At 68.3% G+C, this 17,315-nt stretch carries 19 protein-coding genes; 13 read left to right on the top strand and 6 right to left on the bottom strand.

Annotated features, from left to right (window positions below; genetic code table 11):
* The gene (locus R2601_RS09865; protein WP_007797349.1) at window positions 1-435 is read right to left on the bottom strand and encodes a DMT family transporter; all 435 of its coding nucleotides are present in this window, start codon (window positions 433-435) and stop codon (window positions 1-3) included.
* 173 nt (window positions 436-608) lie between these two features.
* Here R2601_RS09865 and R2601_RS09870 point away from each other — a divergent pair, with 173 nt between their 5' ends.
* Window positions 609-1,025 carry a c-type cytochrome gene (locus R2601_RS09870; protein ID WP_007797352.1) on the top strand — a complete coding sequence of 139 codons (417 nt, stop codon included), beginning with the start codon at window positions 609-611 and terminating at the stop codon, window positions 1,023-1,025.
* A 28-nt stretch (window positions 1,026-1,053) separates the two neighbouring features.
* Here R2601_RS09870 and R2601_RS09875 read toward each other — a convergent pair whose 3' ends face one another.
* On the bottom strand, window positions 1,054-1,644 hold the full coding sequence (locus R2601_RS09875) for a TetR/AcrR family transcriptional regulator (protein ID WP_007797355.1): 591 nt from the start codon (window positions 1,642-1,644) through the stop codon (window positions 1,054-1,056).
* A gap of 99 nt (window positions 1,645-1,743) precedes the next feature.
* On the opposite strand from R2601_RS09875, the gene R2601_RS09880 reads away from it, so the two are divergent.
* The 3 genes from R2601_RS09880 (at window position 1,744) to R2601_RS09890 (ending at window position 4,356) form a co-directional block, all read left to right on the top strand.
* Window positions 1,744-2,031, top strand: a complete 288-nt coding sequence (locus tag R2601_RS09880) for a hypothetical protein (protein ID WP_007797357.1) — start codon at window positions 1,744-1,746, stop codon at window positions 2,029-2,031.
* 9 nt (window positions 2,032-2,040) lie between these two features.
* A complete protein-coding gene (locus R2601_RS09885) occupies window positions 2,041-2,934 on the top strand; it encodes a serine hydrolase domain-containing protein (RefSeq protein WP_007797361.1) in 894 nt (297 codons plus the stop codon).
* A gap of 135 nt (window positions 2,935-3,069) precedes the next feature.
* The gene (locus R2601_RS09890) at window positions 3,070-4,356 is read left to right on the top strand and encodes a homoserine dehydrogenase (RefSeq protein WP_007797364.1); all 1,287 of its coding nucleotides are present in this window, start codon (window positions 3,070-3,072) and stop codon (window positions 4,354-4,356) included.
* 324 nt (window positions 4,357-4,680) lie between these two features.
* Here the strand turns inward: R2601_RS09890 and R2601_RS09895 are convergent, their stop codons facing one another.
* Entirely contained in the window at window positions 4,681-5,853 is a 1,173-nt protein-coding gene (locus R2601_RS09895) for an acetyl-CoA C-acyltransferase (RefSeq protein WP_007797367.1), read from the bottom strand.
* Window positions 5,854-6,102: 249 nt separating this feature from the next.
* On the opposite strand from R2601_RS09895, the gene R2601_RS09900 reads away from it, so the two are divergent.
* The 3 genes from R2601_RS09900 (at window position 6,103) to R2601_RS09910 (ending at window position 8,020) form a co-directional block, all read left to right on the top strand.
* Window positions 6,103-6,411, top strand: a complete 309-nt coding sequence (locus R2601_RS09900) for an STAS domain-containing protein (protein ID WP_040545288.1) — start codon at window positions 6,103-6,105, stop codon at window positions 6,409-6,411.
* A 24-nt stretch (window positions 6,412-6,435) separates the two neighbouring features.
* Window positions 6,436-6,918 (top strand): ATP-binding protein, encoded by a 483-nt coding sequence (locus R2601_RS09905; protein ID WP_007797372.1) that lies wholly within the window; start codon window positions 6,436-6,438, stop codon window positions 6,916-6,918.
* 538 nt (window positions 6,919-7,456) lie between these two features.
* On the top strand, window positions 7,457-8,020 hold the full coding sequence (locus tag R2601_RS09910; protein WP_110740066.1) for a DUF805 domain-containing protein: 564 nt from the start codon (window positions 7,457-7,459) through the stop codon (window positions 8,018-8,020).
* A gap of 65 nt (window positions 8,021-8,085) precedes the next feature.
* Here the strand turns inward: R2601_RS09910 and R2601_RS09915 are convergent, their stop codons facing one another.
* The 3 genes from R2601_RS09915 to R2601_RS09925 all read right to left on the bottom strand — a co-directional run bounded on the left by R2601_RS09915 (window position 8,086) and on the right by R2601_RS09925 (window position 10,767).
* On the bottom strand, window positions 8,086-9,456 hold the full coding sequence (locus R2601_RS09915; RefSeq protein ID WP_007797378.1) for a glutamate--cysteine ligase: 1,371 nt from the start codon (window positions 9,454-9,456) through the stop codon (window positions 8,086-8,088).
* Between the two features lie 67 nt (window positions 9,457-9,523).
* Entirely contained in the window at window positions 9,524-10,048 is a 525-nt protein-coding gene (locus tag R2601_RS09920) for a hypothetical protein (protein ID WP_007797380.1), read from the bottom strand.
* Window positions 10,045-10,767 (bottom strand): 16S rRNA (uracil(1498)-N(3))-methyltransferase, encoded by a 723-nt coding sequence (locus R2601_RS09925; protein ID WP_040545290.1) that lies wholly within the window; start codon window positions 10,765-10,767, stop codon window positions 10,045-10,047. The genes R2601_RS09920 and R2601_RS09925 overlap by 4 nt, the downstream gene beginning before the upstream one ends.
* A 12-nt stretch (window positions 10,768-10,779) precedes the next feature.
* On the opposite strand from R2601_RS09925, the gene ubiA reads away from it, so the two are divergent.
* The 6 genes from ubiA (at window position 10,780) to R2601_RS09955 (ending at window position 17,232) form a co-directional block, all read left to right on the top strand.
* Window positions 10,780-11,748, top strand: coding sequence for a 4-hydroxybenzoate octaprenyltransferase (gene ubiA, locus R2601_RS09930; RefSeq protein WP_040544562.1), 969 nt, complete (start codon window positions 10,780-10,782; stop codon window positions 11,746-11,748).
* Window positions 11,749-11,822: 74 nt separating this feature from the next.
* Window positions 11,823-13,736, top strand: coding sequence for an OmpA family protein (locus R2601_RS09935; RefSeq protein ID WP_007797388.1), 1,914 nt, complete (start codon window positions 11,823-11,825; stop codon window positions 13,734-13,736).
* On the top strand, window positions 13,733-14,065 hold the full coding sequence (locus R2601_RS09940) for a hypothetical protein (protein WP_007797390.1): 333 nt from the start codon (window positions 13,733-13,735) through the stop codon (window positions 14,063-14,065). The genes R2601_RS09935 and R2601_RS09940 overlap by 4 nt, the downstream gene beginning before the upstream one ends.
* Window positions 14,066-14,333: 268 nt before the next feature.
* Window positions 14,334-14,987: a histidine phosphatase family protein gene (locus R2601_RS09945; RefSeq protein ID WP_007797393.1), complete on the top strand. Its 654-nt coding sequence runs from the start codon at window positions 14,334-14,336 to the stop codon at window positions 14,985-14,987.
* A 62-nt stretch (window positions 14,988-15,049) separates the two neighbouring features.
* The gene (locus tag R2601_RS09950; RefSeq protein WP_007797396.1) at window positions 15,050-16,105 is read left to right on the top strand and encodes a saccharopine dehydrogenase; all 1,056 of its coding nucleotides are present in this window, start codon (window positions 15,050-15,052) and stop codon (window positions 16,103-16,105) included.
* Window positions 16,102-17,232, top strand: coding sequence for a saccharopine dehydrogenase family protein (locus R2601_RS09955; RefSeq protein WP_007797399.1), 1,131 nt, complete (start codon window positions 16,102-16,104; stop codon window positions 17,230-17,232). The genes R2601_RS09950 and R2601_RS09955 overlap by 4 nt, the downstream gene beginning before the upstream one ends.
* Window positions 17,233-17,315 lie beyond the last annotated feature (83 nt).

Here is a 17,315-nt window from a genome sequence, read left to right on the forward strand (position 1 = left end):
TCAGCCGCGCTGGGCCAGCCAGACACCGGCGCCCATCAGCACCAGACCGCCGACGCGGGAGAGCGAGACCGGCACGGCGCGCGCGCCGAACAGGCCGAAATGGTCGATCACCGCGGCGCTGATCAGCTGGCCGACCAGCACGAAGAAGATCGCCCGCCCGACGCCGAACTGCGGTGCCACGTAAGTGACGCTCAGCACATAGAACGCGACGAAGAAGCCGCCGAGAAACAGGTGCTTTGGGGCGTCGACGGCGCGCACGATCGGGCGCGGGTCGGTGGCGAACATCACCACCGTGGCAGCGGTGAGCGCGACGCAGAACAGGATGAAGGCCGCCGCCGCAGGCGAGCCGATATGCGCTCCCAGCCGGGCATTGAGCGCCGCAAGGACGGGAACGCCGATGCCGGCGGCAAGCATGGTGAGCGCGTGGATGGGCATTTGGTCTCCTTGGGGCATTCTCGGGGAGCGTTCCGCGGTCTTCCGGGGCCGTCTGGCCGGCACAATGCGGCGGTGCAGCGTGAGTGTCACCCCAAAAGGTCAAAGGCTTTGGCTTGATCTGGGACACGCGACGGGCGAGACAGGAGAAAACACCACGAGGGAGGGCATCGAGCATGAAACGGGTGCTGATCGGAACATGGCTGGCGGCGGGGCTGGCAATCGCGGCCTGTACGCCCGACGAGATGCCGCAGGCGGCGGACGGGCGCGGCCTCTACATGGAATATTGCGCCGTCTGTCACGGCGCCGATGGCAAGGGCGATGGCGAGATGGCCCGCTCGATGACCGTACCGCCCAAGGATCTCACGCTGATCGCGCTGCGCCACGGCGACGAGTTCCCGCGCGCAAAGGTGCTGTCGATGATCGACGGCTACGCCCGCTCGGATCTCGATGGCCCGTCGATGCCGGAATTCGGCGAACTGCTGAAGGGCGATCTTGTGCCGCTCGACACCGGCGACGGGGTGCTCACCCCGACACCGCGCAAGATGGTGGCGCTGCTGGAGTACCTCGAATCGATTCAGGCAACGCGCTGACGCTGCACGGGGCCGGGACCACCCGGCCTCAGTCCGCCGAGACCGACTTGCGCACCATGTCCCAGTAGATGTCGGCGACCTCTTCGATGGAGAGCCGCCCGCCGGCGCGATACCACGTGTTCACGCCGGTCAGCATGGCGATGAGCGCGTAGGAGGCCAGCCGCGTGTCGGGCACCGAGAAGACGCCCTCCGACTGGCCGTCGCGCAGGATCGCTTCCAGCGCGCCCTCGTAGACCTTCCGCTGGGCCTCGATCACCGCAAAGTTCTCGGGCGCGAGATTGCGCAGCTCCATGTAGGAGATGAAGATCGCCTGGGGCCGGTCGAGGTTGAAGCGGATGTGAAAGCGCACGAAGGCCTCGAGCCGGTCGCGCGGGCCGTCCGGGCGCGGCTCGGCCTCCCAGGTCGAGAGAAGCTCGTCCATATGGCCCTTGAGCAGCGAGAACAGCAGCGCCTGCTTGTCGGGCGTGTAGTTGTAGAGTGCGCCCACCTGCACGCCGACCTCGCGGGCGATCTGGCGCATCGACACGGCGGCATAGCCGTGCTGGGCGAACAGCCGCAGCGCGGTGTCGCGGACCTTGGGTCCGGTGATGTCGGAATGGGAACCTTGCGTGCGTGCCATGGCGACCAGATTAACTGAACGGATGTTCAGAACAAGGTCTCGTGCTTGCCCCGCGCGCGCTGGTGCGGCAAGAGGGTGACAGACCAGACGGATCCGCCCATGCGCCTCTCGCCTCTTCTGCTGCTGCCCTTCGCCCTGCTGGGCTGCGCCACCTTTCCCGAGCTCGATGCCGCCCGGACCCCGGGCGTGGCGTCGCAGCCGTTCCCGGCGCTGTTGCCGATCGAAGATCTGATCGGCGCGCCGGTGCCGCGCGCCACGCCAGAGCTGCGCGCGGGGATCGAGGACCGGGTCGCGGGCCTGCGATCGCGCGCGGCGCGGCTTCAGGGGCCGGTGGTCTCGGACAGCGACAAGGTTCGGATGGATGGCGGCGTCGATACGTCAGAGTAGGCCGCGCAGGTGACGCGCCAGCCGCCCCTTCACGCCTGCCGGCTTTTCGATGACGGCGGCTGTGAGACCTTCGGCGATCCCGACCTGATGTTCCCGTGGTGGAGCGTCACCAAGACCGCCATTGCGATCTGCGCCCTCAGGCTGGCAGAGCAGGGGCGGCTGGACCTCGATGCGCACATGCCGGATCAGCCCTTCACCCTGCATCAACTCCTGACTCACCGCGCCGGGCTGCCGGATTACGGCAGTCTGCCGGCCTATCACGCGGCGGTGCGCGCGGATGAGGAGCCCTGGCCGCGCGACGCGCTTGTCGAGGCGGCCATGGCGCAGGGGCGTCTCTTCGCGCCGGGGCAGGGCTGGCGCTACTCCAATGTTGGCTACCTGCTGGCGCGGGAGTGGATCGAGGCGGTCGCCGGGCAGGGCCTCGGGGATCTGGTGCGCGCGCAGATCGCGGGGCCGCTTGGGCTCGACAGCGTGGTGCTGGCGCAGACGCGGGGGCAGTTTGCGCGGACCGCGTGGCCCGAGGCGCGGCGCTATCACCCCGGCTGGGTCTATCATGGCTGCCTGATCGGCACGGCGCGCGACGCGGCGCGGATGATGCAGGGGCTGTTCGCGGGGCAGTTGCTGCGGGCCGAGAGCCTCTCCCGGATGCGCGAGACACTCCGTCTGGGTGATGCATTGCCCGGTCGGCCCTGGACCGCGCATGGCTACGCGACGGGGCTGATGAGCGGCAGGGTCGGGGCGGCGGGGCGCGCCATCGGGCATTCCGGCGCGGGGCCGTTCAGCGTCAACGCCGTCTATCACTTCCCCGACCTTCCGCGCCAGGTGACCGTGGCCAGCTTCACCGATGGACATGACGAGGGTGTGGCCGAGCGCGAGGCGGTGCGGCTGGCGGTCTCGGGCTGAGCCAGTGTCCGGTGGCGCAGCGCTTTCGCCGCAGCACTGCCGAATCCCGTAAGCGCGCCGTTGCACCGGCGCGGGCTTGGGGATAATGCGGGCCGGACATCTGCGAAAGCGACAACAGCAAGAAGGAGCACTCCCATGTCTGACCCCCTCCGTCTCGGAATCGCGGGCCTGGGCACCGTGGGTGCCGGCGTGGTCAAGATCGTCCGCCAGAAATCCCTCCTGCTGGAAGCGCGCACCGGGCGCGGCATCGCGATCTCGGCGGTCTCGGCCCGCAATCGCGAGAAGGATCGCGGCGTGCCGCTGACCGATTACGGCTGGGAAGACGATCCGGTGACGCTCGCCACGCGGGACGACGTCGATGTTTTCGTCGAACTGGTCGGCGGATCGGACGGGCCTGCCAAGGCGGCGGTCGAGGCGGCGCTGAAGGCCGGCAAGGACGTGGTCACCGCCAACAAGGCGCTGCTGGCTCATCACGGCCAGGCGCTGGCCGAACTCGCCGAAGAGAACGGCTGCGTGCTGCGCTTCGAGGCGGCCGTCGCGGGCGGCATCCCGGTGATCAAGGCGCTGACCGAGGGGCTTGCCGCCAATGACATTACCCGCGTCATGGGCGTGATGAACGGCACATGCAACTATATCCTCACGCGCATGGAGAGCGGCGGGCTGAGCTATGCCGAGGCCTTCGCAGAGGCCGATGGGCTGGGCTTCCTCGAGGCCGATCCCGAGCTCGACGTGGGCGGCATCGACGCCGGCCACAAGCTGTCTCTGCTCTCGGCCATCGCCTATGGCACGCAGGTCTCCTTCGATGCGGTGGAGCTCGAGGGCATCGGTCGGGTCAGCATCGACGACATCCGCCAGGCATCGGACATGGGCTACAAGATCAAGCTGCTCGGCGTGTGCCGGATGACCGGCCGCGGGCTCGAGCAGTCGATGTCGCCCTGCCTCGTGCCGGCATCTTCGCCGCTGGGGCAGCTCGAGGGCGGCACCAACATGGTGGTGATCGAGGGCGACCAGGTCGGGCAGATCGTGATGCGCGGCGCCGGCGCGGGCGAGGGCCCGACGGCAAGCGCGGTGATGGGCGACGTGGTCGACATCGCGCGCGGCACGCGGGTGACGACCTTCGGTGCGCCCGCCAGCAAGCTCGTCAAGGCGACGCCGGCCAAGGCCGCGACGCCGGCGCCGTACTACCTGCGCATGAACCTTGCCGACAAGCCGGGCGCACTGGCCAAGGTGGCCTCGGCGCTGGGCGAGGCCGGGGTCTCGATCCACCGCATGCGCCAGTACGACCATGTCGACAATGCCGCGCCGGTGCTGATCGTCACCCACAAGACCACCCGCGCGGCGCTGGATGCGGCGCTGGACGCGATCCCGGCCACCGGCGTGGTGCAGGGCGAGCCGGTGGCGCTGCGCATCGAGCAGGTCTGAGACAATCGCGCGGTGCGCCCCTGACGGGGCGCGCAGGTCTTGCATGAGCCCGCCTCGGCGGGCCCATGCGGTGAGGGGGGCGGGCCCCTGTCGCACCAAAGGTGCGCCTTGAGAAGAAAGGAGGGGGCGCTGCCCCCTGTCGCACCAAAGGTGCGCGTTAGGAAGAAAGGAGGGGGCGCTGCCCCCTGTCGCACCAAAGGTGCGCGTTAGGAAGAAAGGAGGGGGCGCTGCCCCCTCTTGGCCTTCGGCCAATTCACCCCCGAGGTATTTTTGAACCAGAGAAGGGGCGGGCGCTTTCGGAGACGGCGCGGGCGCGTTCAGGTCTCAGGGGCGCTCGATGGCGATGGCGGTGCCTTCGCCGCCGCCGATGCAGATCGCGGCGACGCCGCGCTTGAGGCCACGGCGTTCGAGCGCGTTGAGCAGCGTGACGATGATGCGCGCGCCGCTGGCGCCGATCGGGTGGCCGAGCGCGCAGGCGCCGCCATGCACGTTCACGATGTCGCGCGGCAGGCCCATCTCCTTCATGAAGGCCATCGGCACCACCGCGAAGGCTTCGTTGACCTCCCAGAGATCGACATCGGACTTTCTCCAGCCAATGCGGTCGAGGAGTTTCTGCGCTGCCGGGATCGGCGCGGTGGGGAAGAGATTCGGGGCCTGCGCGTGGCTGGCATGGCCTAGAATGCGGGCGCGGGGTGTGGCGCCGGCGGCCTCGGCACCGGCGGAGGATGTCAGCACGAGGGCCGCGGCACCGTCCGAAATCGACGAGGAATTAGCCGCGGTCACCGTGCCGTCCTTGCGGAAGGCTGGTTTCAGGTGGGGGATCTTCTCGGGGCGGGCGCGGCCTGGCTGCTCGTCGCGGGTGATGATCTCCTCGCCGGTGCGGGCATGCACGCTCACCGCGGTGATCTCGGCCTCGAAGGCGCCGGAGCGCTCGGCGTCGAGCGCGTTGTCGAGCGAGGCAATGGCGTATTGGTCCTGGGCGTCGCGGGTGAACTGGAAGGCCTCCGCGCAGTCCTCGGCGAAGGTGCCCATCAGGCGGCCCCGGTCATAGGCATCCTCGAGCCCGTCGAGGAACATGTGGTCGATCACCTGGCCATGGCCGATGCGGGCGCCACCGCGCATCTTGGGCAGAAGGTAGGGCGCATTGGTCATGCTTTCCATGCCGCCGGCGATCATCGTCGTGGCATGGCCGAGGGCGATCTGGTCGAAGGCCATCATTGCCGCCTTCATGCCGGAGCCGCACATCTTGTTGAGCGTGGTGGCGGGCACGCCCTCTCCGAGCCCGGCGCGGAAGCCGGCCTGCCGCGCCGGGGCCTGGCCCTGTCCGGCGGGCAGGACGCAGCCCATCAGCAGCTCGTCGATCTCGGGGGTGCCGGCCTCGGAGCGCGCCGCACGGATCGCCGCGCCGCCGAGATCGGCCGCGGCAAGATCCGAGAACATGCCCTGAAAGCCCCCCATCGCGCTGCGCGCCGCGCCGGTGATCACCACGTCCGTCATGAGTATTCCTCCCTCTCTCCTGCATATCCTTACCGAATGCTAAGGATTGCCGTCTAGCCATGGCGGCGGAAACCGTTGCAAGGGCGGAAGATGCAGCTGACCGTTGTTCAGAACGAAGTGATCCCGCCACACTGTGGCGCGGCGACGGATCGCGCCGGCCCCGATGCCGGTTCCGACCATGTCAGCCGCGATGCGGCGCGCGACAGAGGCGTTGCCGGGCAGGGGGCGCCCGCGACCGCGCCGGAACGGGTGCAGGTGATCCGCGTCGACGAAGACCGCATCGATTCGCTGGTGGCGATCCAGTTCAAGGACGCGGTGCGCGCCCTGGTCGATCCCGAAGCAAGCCGGGTGATCCTCGATCTCGAGCGCGTGGCCTTCATCGATTCCAGCGGCCTCGGCGCGGTGATCGCCGCCATGAAGGGGCTTGGCGCGGGGCAGAGGCTGGAACTCGCCGCCCTCAGCCCGGTGGTCGACAAGGTGTTCCGCATGACCCGGATGGACAGCGTCTTTACCATTCACGAGGTGGTTCCGCCGCTTGGCGAAGCCGGGCCGGCCTGAACGGGCCGCCGGGAGCGAGGGCCCATGGTGGAGGCGCATGACCCTGACCCGCCGCTCATTCTCGATCTCTGGATAGGCGCGACCTCCGTCGAGGTGCGCCGCAGCCTGGGGCAGGCCAAGCAGGCGCTCTGCGCGGTCGGCTTCGACCGGGACCGCGGCGATGAGGCCGAGCTTGTTCTTGCCGAGGCGCTCAACAACGTGGTCGAGCACGCCTATGCGGAGCAGGCGAACGGGCGGCTCCATCTGCAGATCCTTGCGAATGGCGAAACAGCGGTGCTGCGACTGTGCGATCACGGCGCCGAGATGCCATGCGGAGAGCCGCCGGCGGGGCTGATCCGCCCGAGCGCAAGGCCGGACGACCTGCCAGAGGGAGGGTATGGCTGGCACCTGATTCACCGGCTGGCGGACGCTGTCTGCTATGATCGCACCGATGGCTGGAACAGGCTCGAGTTGCGCCTCGGCCATACGCAGTTGCGGGACGGTGCAGATCAGCGAGGATCTTCATGAAAGCGCCCAGATCCGATCTCATTGGTGCCTGAAATGCCGGCGATACAGAGAGGGTAGCTGCTTAAGGCTTCCCTCGGCGCCGCGCCGTTTCAGCCCCCACCCAGTGCGTGGCGTCGAGGTCTTTCAATCTCAGCAACGTCTTCCCTAAACCCCTGTCCGATCTCGCCGCCGGAGCCCATGCCCGTGCGGCCGTCTGCGCGTGGCGCAGCGTCTTCGGGACTGGCGGCAGCGCAATGTGGCCCGGCCACCTCAATTCCTTCAAGCGATCATATTTCCGCCCGAATGAGCCGCGATACAGGGAGTGTAGCTGCTAAAGGCTTCCCTCGGCGTCACGTCGTTTCAGCCCCCACCCAGTGCGTGGCGCCGAGGCACTTCCTCCTCCCGGAAAATCCATCGCTTGCAGCCTGCGCCAGCCCCCGAACGGGTTGGTGTATACCGCACACGCATAGCGCGAAAAAACTCCCGATCTTGCCACATTTCGGCCTCCGATGAAGGCGAAGCTCCGGGAATGTGCGTTTTCCGCTATGGAGCCAATGGCATGGTCGGACCGATCTCCGCTCTCGAATCCTATGTTTTCAATGCTTTTCGTCTGAACGGGCGTGCGACGCGCTCGGAATACGTTTGGCCCGCGCTTGCCTATACGCTGCTGTTGATCCTTGCCGGGGTCGCGGATGCGATGACGCTTGTCGCGGCCACGCAGGATGGCGGCATGCCGCCGCTGAGCCCGCTGGCTTACTGGAGCGTCCCGCTCTTCCTGCTTTGCATGATCCCGAATTTCACCGTGGCGATCCGCCGCCTGCATGACAGTGGCAAGTCCGGCGCCTGGATGCTCGTCATGTTCGTGCCGATGGTGGGCGGGATTGTCTTCCTGATCCTGATGCTGCTGCCCTCTCAGGACCGCGAGAATGCCTGGGGCCAGCCGCGTGGCCCATCAAGCGACAGCGGCGCGCCGCGCGCCCGCGACCACAAGGCCAGCGCGCTCGATTCCTACGCGCTGCTGCTGCAGTCCGAGGCCGAGCCGTCGCCGGAAGAGGTCGCCCGCCGCAAGCAAGAGGTGCACGAGTACTTCCTGCGCAACGTCTCGCGCCGCACTGCGTCCTAGGGCGGGTGTGCCGCAAAAAAGGGCGGCCCCGCGGGACCGCCCTTCGCAAGACCGTGTTGCGATGATCAGTAGCTGAACTGCGAATAGATCCGGCCCAGATCGCCCTTCCAGTCGCCGTTGTAATGCTCGAGAAGCTCGTCTGCCGGCACCTTGCCGGTCTCGACGCTCTCCTTCAGCGCGTTCAGGAAATGGGTCTCGTCGGGCAGCATGCCGCCAGCGCCGGTGCAGGCGCGCGCCTTGAGCCCGGCCTCGGCGATCTCGAGCGTGCGCGCCGCGAGATCGTGCATCCGGATACCGCCAACCTCGGCGTCGAGCGCATGATCGGCGGCGGCGACGCGCAGCGCCTGCCGGGTCGGGGCATCCCAGCCCTTCACCAGGTCCCAGGCCGCGTCGAGCGCGCCGGCATCGTAGGTCAGACCGACCCAGAAGGCGGGCAGCGCGCAGAGCCTGCGCCAGGGGCCGCCATCGGCGCCACGCATCTCGATGAATTTCTTCAGACGCGCTTCGGGGAAGATCGTTGTCAGGTGGTCGGCCCAGTCCGACAGCGTCGGCACCTCGCCGGGCAGCGCTGGGAGCTTGCCTTGCATGAAGTCGCGGAACGACATGCCGAGCGCGTCGATGTACTTGCCGTCGCGGTAGACGAAGTACATCGGCACATCGAGCGCGTAATCGACATAGCGTTCAAACCCGAACCCGTCCTCGAACACAAAGGGCAGCATGCCGGTGCGGTCCTCGTCGAGGTTGCGCCAGACCCAGGAGCGGTAGCTCTTCATGCCGTTGGGCTTGCCCTCGAAGAACGGCGAGTTGGCGAACAGCGCAGTGGCGACCGGCTGCAGCGCCAGCGCCACGCGCATCTTCTTGATCATGTCGGCCTCGGAGCCGAAATCGAGGTTCACCTGCACGGTGCAGGTCCGCCGCATCATGGTGGTGCCGCTGATGCCGACCCGGTCCATGTAGGCGTCCATCAGCTTGTAGCGCCCCTTGGGCATGAGCGGCATCTCGTCATGCATCCATTCCGGCGCCGCACCGAGGCCGATGAAGCCCACGCCGATCTCGTCGGCGATGCTCTTCACCTCGCGCAGATGCTCGTTCACCTCGTCGCAGGTCTGGTGGATGGTCTCGAGCGGGGCGCCCGAGAGTTCCAGCGCGCCGCCCGGCTCGAGCGAGACATTGGCGCCGTCCTTGGTCAGCCCGATGAGCTTGCCGCCCTCCTCGACCGGGTCCCAGCCATAGCGGTCGCGCAGGCCTTCCAGCACCGCGCGGATCGAGCGTTTGCCGTCGTAGGGCAGGGGCTCGTGGGTGTCGGTGAGGTAGCCGAATTTCTCGTGCTCGGTGCCGATACGCCAGTCCTCGACGGGCTTGCAGCCGGCCTCGAGATATTCCGCGAGCTGTGCGTGGCTCTCGATCGGGCCGCCGCCGGATTGGGGAATGGACATGAGGGCGCTCCGAATTGTCTGGCCGTATCGCTTTGAAGGTCAGGCATGGGCGCTGCGCCCTGGCTTGTCAATGCAGACGGAGGTGTGTGGATTTGCACGAAGCCTTGCGCCAGATCTCCACCGGACGGGTGCCGTCGCGGCGCATCTCGGCCAGCATCCGCTCGGTCTGCAGGCCGGGCAGGGTGGCGAAGGCGTCGAACAGCGCGTCGGCGCCTTCGGCGTTGAGCGGGATGGCGAGCGGCTCCTGTCCGGGCTGGTGCAGCATCCAGTGCGGCGGCTTGCCGGTCGGGTCGAGGCTCAGCGCGCTCAGCGCATCAAGGTCCGCGACGCCGCCGGACAAGGGGCCGAAATAGGTGATGCGCCCCTCAAGCACTTGCACGATGCCGGGGCCGCCGCTGCCAATGCGGAAGCGGCCGCGCTGGATCCCCGCGACGATCAGCAGCACCCCGGCCAGCGCCACCGCGTAGCCGATCCAGTGCAGCAGCCCGCCACCGGTGAAGAATCCCCAGTAGACTCCCAATGCCAGCACGCCGAGCCCCACCAGCGCCTCGCGCCATTGTGACAGCGCCGCCTTCGCCTCGGGCCGGATCATGCCCAGTCCCCGCTCTGCGACTGCCACAGCGTCAGCGCCGCCACCGCCGCCGTGTCGGCGCGCAGGATGCGCGGACCAAGGGCGATGACGCGGGTCTGTTCCATGCGACCAAGACGCGTGCGCTCTGCATCCGAGAACCCGCCCTCCGGTCCGATCAGGACCGCAGAAGGGGCAGGGGCGCTCGCAAGGGCTCCGGCGCGGCTGCCCGCCTCCGCCTCGTCGCAGAACAGCAACCCGCGCTCGTCAGGCCAGTCCGCGAGCAGCCGGTCGAGCCGCACCAGTTCCGCCACCTCCGGCACGAAAAGCGCGCCGCATTGCTCCGCCGCCTCGAGCGCATGCGCCTGCAGCCGGTCCTGTCGGATGCGCTCGGAATTGGTGAACTGGGTTTGCACCGGCAGGATACGCCGCACCCCGAGCTCCACCGCCTTCTCGACGATGAAATCGGTCCGCGCCTTCTTGATCGGCGCGAAGAGCAGCCACAGGTCCGGCGGCATTGCCTGCGCCCGCGTCTGCGTGTCGCAGACCGCGGTCCCGGCCTTCTTGCCGGCCTCGGTGATCTCGGCCCGCCATTCGCCATCGTGGCCATTGAACAGAAGAATCTCTCCGCCCGTGGCCATGCGCATCACGGAAAAAAGATAGTGAGCCTGCTCCCGTGTCAGCGGGACAGGTTGTCCCGCGCCCAGCGGGTGCTCTACAAACAGGCGAACCTTCGCAGTCATGAGGCGCACCATATGAGCCAACCGGAACCAACGCCAGAGGCAGACGGACAGGTCTCCGACGCCGTGCGCGGCAACTGGGTGGATCACTACGCCCCGGCCTGGAGCCGGCCCTACCTGCGGCTGTCGCGCGCCGACCGTCCCATCGGCACCTGGCTGCTGCTGCTGCCCTGCTGGTGGGGGCTCTTGCTGTCGATGGTCCATGACGGGCGGGCCTCGCTGTTCGACCTGTGGATCTTTGCCGGCTGCGGCATCGGCGCCTTCCTGATGCGTGGCGCCGGCTGCACCTGGAACGACATCACCGACCGCAAGATCGACGGCTCGGTGGCGCGCACCGCGTCGCGGCCGATTCCCTCCGGGCAGGTCAGCACCAAGCAGGCGCTGGCCTGGGCGGTGATCCAGTCGCTGGTCTCCTTCGGCATTCTCGTGACCTTCCCGCCCATGGCCATCGCGCTTGGCGTTCTGTCGCTGGCACCGGTGGCGATCTACCCCTTCGCCAAGCGCTTCACGTGGTGGCCGCAGATCTTCCTCGGCATCGCCTTCAACTGGGGCGCGCTGCTGGCCTGGACGGCACATTCCGGGAGTCTTGGCTGGCCGGCGGTGCTGCTCTACTTGGCCGGCATGGCCTGGACGCTGTTCTACGACACCATCTACGCCCACCAGGACAAGGAAGACGACGCGCTGATCGGGGTGAAATCCACCGCCCGCCTGTTCGGCGACGCCGCCACTCCGAAATGGCTGGCGGGCTTTCTGGTGGTCAGCGTCTCGCTGATGGGGCTCGCCATCGTCGCGGCGGTGCCGCGCGGCGAGATCCTGCAGCTGGTGATCCTGATCGGCGGGCCGTGGGCGATGGGCTGGCACATGCTCTGGCAGATGCGCCGGCTCGAGGTGAACGACCATGACCGGCTGCTGATGCTGTTCCGTTCGAACCGCGATGCAGGCCTTCTGCCTGTGCTGTTTTTCGCCGTTGCCCTGCTGGCTTGATTGCGTGAGCAGGGGGCGGGGCGTATCACCTCCGCCAGACCGACAAGAAGACCAATAAAAAGGAAGGAAGGCCGATGCGCCTCTCCAGAATCGCCATCCCAGCCGCCGCTCTGCTGATCGCTGCGGCGCTCTGCGTCATCACCGCGTTCTTTTCCGTCAGGCTGGTCGAGGACAGCTCGATCTCCGGTGTCGAGGAGGCGCTCGACATCGCCGAGCTCGACTGGGCCGATGTCGATGTGAACGGTCTGCAGGTCTTCTTGATCGGCGAGGCCCCGGACGAGGCGGCGCGCTTCCAGGCGGTGACGGTGGCCGGAACGGTGGTCGATTCGGCCCGGGTCATCGACCAGATGCTGGTGGCCGAGGCCGCCGATATCCGCCCGCCGGCCTTCTCGGTCGAGATCCTGCGCAACGATGACGGCATCTCGGTGATCGGCCTGATCCCGGCCAGCACCGACCGCGAGGACATGCTGTCGCGTTTCGAGGACATCGCCGGCCGCGACGGCGAGGTGGCGGACCTGCTCGAGGTTGCCGACTTCCCCGCCCCGGACGGCTGGGAGCCGGCGCTGTCCTTCGCGCTGCGGTCGCTCTCGGATCTGCCGCGGTCCAAGCTCTCGATCTCGGCCGAGGCGGTGGCGATCAAGGCGATGACCGAAAGCGAGGCGGACCGCCGCAAGCTGCTTTCCAACCTCGAGCGCCGTGCGCCGGAGGGGCTCGAACTGGCGCTGGATCTGTCGGCGCCCCGCCCTGTGATCACGCCCTTCACCCTGCGCTTCCTGATCGACGAGACCGGCCGCGCGCATTTCGATGCCTGCTCCGCCGATACCGAGGCCAGCCGGGATGCCATCCTTGCCGCCGCCCAAGCTGCCGGTGCCACCGAGGACGAAACCTGCCGCCTCGGCCTCGGCGTACCGAGCCGGCGTTGGGCCGACGCGGCGGTGCAGGCGATTTCGGCAGTCAGCGAACTCGGTGGCGGCTCGGTCACCTTCTCCAATGCCGACATCGCGCTGCTGGCGCTCGAAGGCACCGATCAGGGTCTGTTCGACCGCGTCGTGGGCGAGCTCGAGACCGGCCTGCCGGAGGTCTTCGCGCTGAAGGCCGTGCTGCCCGAGACGCCGGACGCCAAGGACGAGGGCCCGCGCGAGTTCACCGCGACGCTGAGCCCCGAGGGCTCGGTGCAACTGCGCGGCCGGGTGCGCTCGGAGATCGCCCGCCAGACCGCCGACAGCCTCGCCCGCGCGCTCTTTACTTCGGCCTCGGTCTACACCGCCGCGCGCGTCGACGAGACCCTCCCGGCGAACTGGTCGCCGCGGGTGCTGGCCGGGCTCGAGGCGCTGGGGGGCCTGTCAAATGGCGTGGTGCGCGTGACCCCGGATCTGGTCAGCCTCTCGGGCAACACCGGCAACCCCGATGCCGAGGACGAGATCTCGGGCCTGCTGGCGGACAAGCTTGGCGAGGCCGGCGAGTTCGAGATCAGCGTCACCTACCAGGAGAAGCTGGACCCGACGCTGGGCATCCCGACGCCGGAGGAATGCGAGGCGCAGATCGTCGAGATCATCGGCGACCGAAAGATCAACTTCGAGCCGGGCTCGGCCAATCTCGACGCTTCCGCCAAGGACGTGATGGACGACATCGCCGAGCTGCTGAAGCTCTGCGGCGACATCCCGCTCGAGATCCAGGGCCACACCGACAGCCAAGGCCGCGAATCGATGAACGAGCAGCTCAGCCAGGACCGCGCGCAGGCGGTGCTCGACGCGCTGCGCAACCGCCGGGTGCTGACCGCCTCCTACCGGGTGAAGGGCTATGGCGAGATGCAGCCCATCGCCGACAACGGCACCGAGGAAGGCCGCGAGGCCAACCGCCGCATCGCTTTCCGCCTGATCCGGCCGGAACCGGTGGAAGAGGAAAAGACCGCGCTGGAAGAGCTTGAAGAAGCGGCCGCGGAAGGCGATACGGAAGTCCCAGAGGCGGAACAAGGGACGGGTGAATGAACAGGGCCGAATTCGTGATCGCCACGGCGATCATCCTCTTCGTGGCCTTCTGCATGGGCTGGTTCGCCAACTGGCTCGTGCATCGGTTCAAGCGGGTGAGCCAGTCGGATGTCGACCAGCTCGAGCGCATGAGCCAGGAGCTGCACGAGGCCGAGGAGACGCGCGACCAGGCCATCACCTACCTGCAGCAGCGCGAGGCGGAGCTGACCAACCAGCTGGCGCAGACCGAGGCGGAGCTCTCGGCGGCCATGGAAGGCCTGCGCGAGGCGCGTCACGAGGCCGAGGAAATGCGCGGCTGGATCGAGCGCAACAAGGGTGGCGCCGCCTGACACCGTACCACGTGCCGGTCGCTGAATGAGCCGCTAACGCGGCACAGGTCGAGCCCCGCCCCGCCTGCGGCGGAACGGGGCGGCGGGAGCCTTTGGTGCCGTCTTCCCGCCTGCCGGGGCATGCGATCCGTGGCATATGGCCTTTCCTGAGTATTTGGGATGTAGAGAAGCAGGGGGCTGGTGCCATCGTGCTCGCGTTGTGCGTTGGGCGGGCGGGTTTCCATTCCCGGCGGGGGGCCGTAAGAGGTGCTGGAAAGGAAGGTGACCGATGTCCCATGTCACGCTTGTGCGCCACGGCCAGGCCAACACCGCCGCGCGCGACGAGCGCTCCTATGATCGGCTCAGCGATCTCGGGCGGCAGCAGGCGCGTTGGCTCGGAGAGCATATGCGCGGCACCGGTGAGCGCTTTGCCCGCGCCTATCGCGGGACGCTGACCCGGCATCGGGAGACCGCCGAGGAGATGGCGCTGGGGCTCGAGGTGGTGGCCGATGCCCGGCTCAACGAGCTTGAGTATTTCACCATGGCGCAGCTCTGCGCCGAGCAGCACGGCGTGGCGATGCCCGAGAGCCGGGAGGCCTTTATCCTGCACCTGCCGCGGCTCTTCACCATCTGGCGCGAGGGCGGGCTCGAGGGCGCGCCGGAGAGCTTCGAGAGCTTCGAGAGCCGGGTCGGGGAGGCGCTACACGAGATCGCGTGCGGCGAGGGGCGCGCGGTGGTGGTGACCTCCGGCGGCCTCATCGGCATGGCGATGCGGGTCACCATGGGGCTGGGCATGGGCGCACTGGCGCATGCCTGCCTCGCCATCGAGAACAGCTCGGTGCACCGCTTCCAGCCGCTGGCCACCGGGCTGGCGCTGACCCAGTTCAACGCCGTGCCGCATCTCGAGGCGCCGGGCCGGGCCTACGCGCGCACCCATCTCTGAGCCCCGGCTTTCGCTCAAGGGCCGGCTGGGATAGCTTGCGCGCAAACGGACGGAGCAGACACATGACACATCTTTGGGTGCGCGCGGAACAGCGCCCGAACGAGGAGCGGGTCGGGATCACCCCCGACGGCGCAGCCGCGCTGATCGCGCAGGGCATGCGCGTCACGGTCGAGGACAGCGCCACGCGGATCATTCCCACCCAAGCCTATCGTGAGGCCGGGGCCGAGATCGCATCCGAAGGCAGCTGGCCTGAGGCGCCCGACGACGCCCTGGTCTTCGGTCTCAAGGAACTGCCGGAGGATGGCACGCCGCTGAAGCACCGCCACATCATGTTCGGCCACGCCTACAAGGGGCAGCCGGCGGGCCAGGTGCTGCTGCAACGCTTCGCGGCGGGCGGCGGCACGCTCTACGACCTGGAATATCTCGTCGACCCCGACGGGCGCCGCGTGGCCGCCTTCGGCTACTGGGCCGGCTATGCCGGCGCTGCCGTCTCGCTCTATGCCTGGGCGGCGCAGCAGGGCGGGGCGGTCTGTGCGCCGGTTTCGACCTGGGGCGATGCCGAGGCGATGGAGGCCGAGCTGTCGGCGGCGCTCGCCGAGGCCGGTGCGGCGCGACCGCGCGCCATCGTCATCGGTGCGCTGGGGCGCGTCGGCACCGGGGCGAGCGATCTCTGCGAGAAGATGGGTGTCGCCGTCACCCGCTGGGACATGGCCGAGACCGCCCATGGCGGGCCATTCCCGGAGGTGCTCGACCACGCGCTGTTCCTCAACTGTATCCTCGCGCGCCCGGGCACGCCGGTCTTCGTGCCGGCCTCGGCGCCCACGGATCCGCGCAAGCTCGCGGTGATCGGCGATATCGCCTGCGATCCCGACAGCGATTTCTCGCCCGTGAAGGTCTATGACCGGGCGACCAGCTGGGAGGCGCCGGTGCTGCGCGTGCACGACACGCCGGCGCTTGACGTCATGGCGATCGACAACCTTCCGTCGCTGCTGCCGCTTGAAAGCAGCCACGACTTCGCCGGGCAACTCCTGCCCTGGCTGAAGCAGCTGGGCGCCCTCGATGCGGGCGTCTGGGGGCGGGCGGAAGACACTTTCAACACTTACAAACCGGAGGCATGAGCATGATTCACTGGTGTGGAACGGGGCTCTCGGCGGTGCCGGGGCTACGGCGCCTGATCGAGAACGGCCACGATGTCATGGTGTGGAACCGCACCGAGACCAAGGCGCGCGAGGCGGTGGGCGACCTGACCAACCGCATCCTTGCCTTCGCCCCCGAGGCAGTGGAAGCGGCGGTGCAGCCGGGCGACGTGGTGGTGTCGATGCTGCCTGCGGACTGGCACGTGCCGCTGGCCAAGATCGCCATCGCGAAGGGCGCGCATTTCGTCTCGTCGAGCTACATCTCGCCGGAGATGCGGGCGCTCGAGGACGCGGCCAAGGCCGCCGGCGTGGCGCTGGTCAACGAGGTCGGGCTTGATCCCGGCATCGACCACCTGATGGCGCATGACCTTGTGCGGGCCTACCGCGAGTCCGATGCCTTCGATCCCGAGAATGCGCTCAGCTTCCTGAGCTATTGCGGCGGTGTGCCGAAGATTGCCAACGCCTTCCGCTACAAGTTCTCCTGGGCGCCGGTGGGCGTGCTGAAGGCGCTGCGCTCGCCGTCGCGCTCGATCAAGCAGTTTTCCGAGCTGAACGTGTCGCGGCCCTGGGACGCGCTCGGGCGCTACGACGCGCCGCTCGATCCGCCCGAGACCTTCGAGGTCTACCCCAACCGCGACTCGATCCCCTTCATGGAAGAGTACGGTTTCGAGGACGGCTGGAAGGTGAAGGACTTCGTGCGCGGCACGCTGCGCCTGAACGGCTGGGCCGAGGCGTGGAAGGACATCTTCGCCACGGTTGAGACGGCGGACGACGCGGCGCTGTCGAAGCTTGCCGACGACCTGCTGGCGGAGAACGCCTATGACGAGGGCGAGCCTGATCGCGTGGTGCTCTGCGTCTCTCTGAAGGCCGAGAAGGATGGAGAGGCGGTCTGGCACAAGACCTGGGTGATGGACGCCTGGGGCGACGAGCGCGGACTGGCCATGGGCCGTCTGGTCTCGGTGCCCGTCTCGCTGGCCATCGAGGCGGTGCTGAACCGCGAAATTGCGCCGGGTGTCTCGGCGGCGCCGTCCGATCCGAAGCTGGTGACCCGCTGGCTCGACGAGGTCCAGGTGCTGGCGCAGCGGCTGATGCGGGTCGATCTGGCCTGATCGGCCGACCTTGGAACCGGGAGAGGCCGGGGCGCTGCGAGGCGCTCCGGCCTTTTTCGTGTCTCGGGGCAGGGGAGAGCGCG

Origin of the sequence: Salipiger bermudensis HTCC2601, from assembly GCF_000153725.1 — a bacterium.
GTDB classification, from domain to species: Bacteria; Pseudomonadota; Alphaproteobacteria; order Rhodobacterales; family Rhodobacteraceae; genus Salipiger; species Salipiger bermudensis.

Bases quoted from the DNA above. Each gene is read 5' to 3' on its own strand.
- R2601_RS09890 (WP_007797364.1), top strand. From the start codon at position 3,070: ATGTCTGACCCCCTCCGTCTCGGAATCGCGGGCCTGGGCACCGTGGGT.
- R2601_RS09905 (WP_007797372.1), top strand. From the start codon at position 6,436: ATGGTGGAGGCGCATGACCCTGACCCGCCGCTCATTCTCGATCTCTGG.
- R2601_RS09925 (WP_040545290.1), bottom strand. From the start codon at position 10,767: ATGACTGCGAAGGTTCGCCTGTTTGTAGAGCACCCGCTGGGCGCGGGA.
- R2601_RS09920 (WP_007797380.1), bottom strand. From the start codon at position 10,048: ATGATCCGGCCCGAGGCGAAGGCGGCGCTGTCACAATGGCGCGAGGCG.
- R2601_RS09935 (WP_007797388.1), top strand. From the start codon at position 11,823: ATGCGCCTCTCCAGAATCGCCATCCCAGCCGCCGCTCTGCTGATCGCT.
- R2601_RS09945 (WP_007797393.1), top strand. From the start codon at position 14,334: ATGTCCCATGTCACGCTTGTGCGCCACGGCCAGGCCAACACCGCCGCG.
- R2601_RS09955 (WP_007797399.1), top strand. From the start codon at position 16,102: ATGAGCATGATTCACTGGTGTGGAACGGGGCTCTCGGCGGTGCCGGGG.
- R2601_RS09880 (WP_007797357.1), top strand. From the start codon at position 1,744: ATGCGCCTCTCGCCTCTTCTGCTGCTGCCCTTCGCCCTGCTGGGCTGC.
- ubiA (WP_040544562.1), top strand. From the start codon at position 10,780: ATGAGCCAACCGGAACCAACGCCAGAGGCAGACGGACAGGTCTCCGAC.
- R2601_RS09870 (WP_007797352.1), top strand. From the start codon at position 609: ATGAAACGGGTGCTGATCGGAACATGGCTGGCGGCGGGGCTGGCAATC.
- R2601_RS09915 (WP_007797378.1), bottom strand. From the start codon at position 9,456: ATGTCCATTCCCCAATCCGGCGGCGGCCCGATCGAGAGCCACGCACAG.
- R2601_RS09940 (WP_007797390.1), top strand. From the start codon at position 13,733: ATGAACAGGGCCGAATTCGTGATCGCCACGGCGATCATCCTCTTCGTG.
- R2601_RS09950 (WP_007797396.1), top strand. From the start codon at position 15,050: ATGACACATCTTTGGGTGCGCGCGGAACAGCGCCCGAACGAGGAGCGG.
- R2601_RS09895 (WP_007797367.1), bottom strand. From the start codon at position 5,853: ATGACGGACGTGGTGATCACCGGCGCGGCGCGCAGCGCGATGGGGGGC.
- R2601_RS09865 (WP_007797349.1), bottom strand. From the start codon at position 435: ATGCCCATCCACGCGCTCACCATGCTTGCCGCCGGCATCGGCGTTCCC.
- R2601_RS09875 (WP_007797355.1), bottom strand. From the start codon at position 1,644: ATGGCACGCACGCAAGGTTCCCATTCCGACATCACCGGACCCAAGGTC.
- R2601_RS09910 (WP_110740066.1), top strand. From the start codon at position 7,457: ATGGTCGGACCGATCTCCGCTCTCGAATCCTATGTTTTCAATGCTTTT.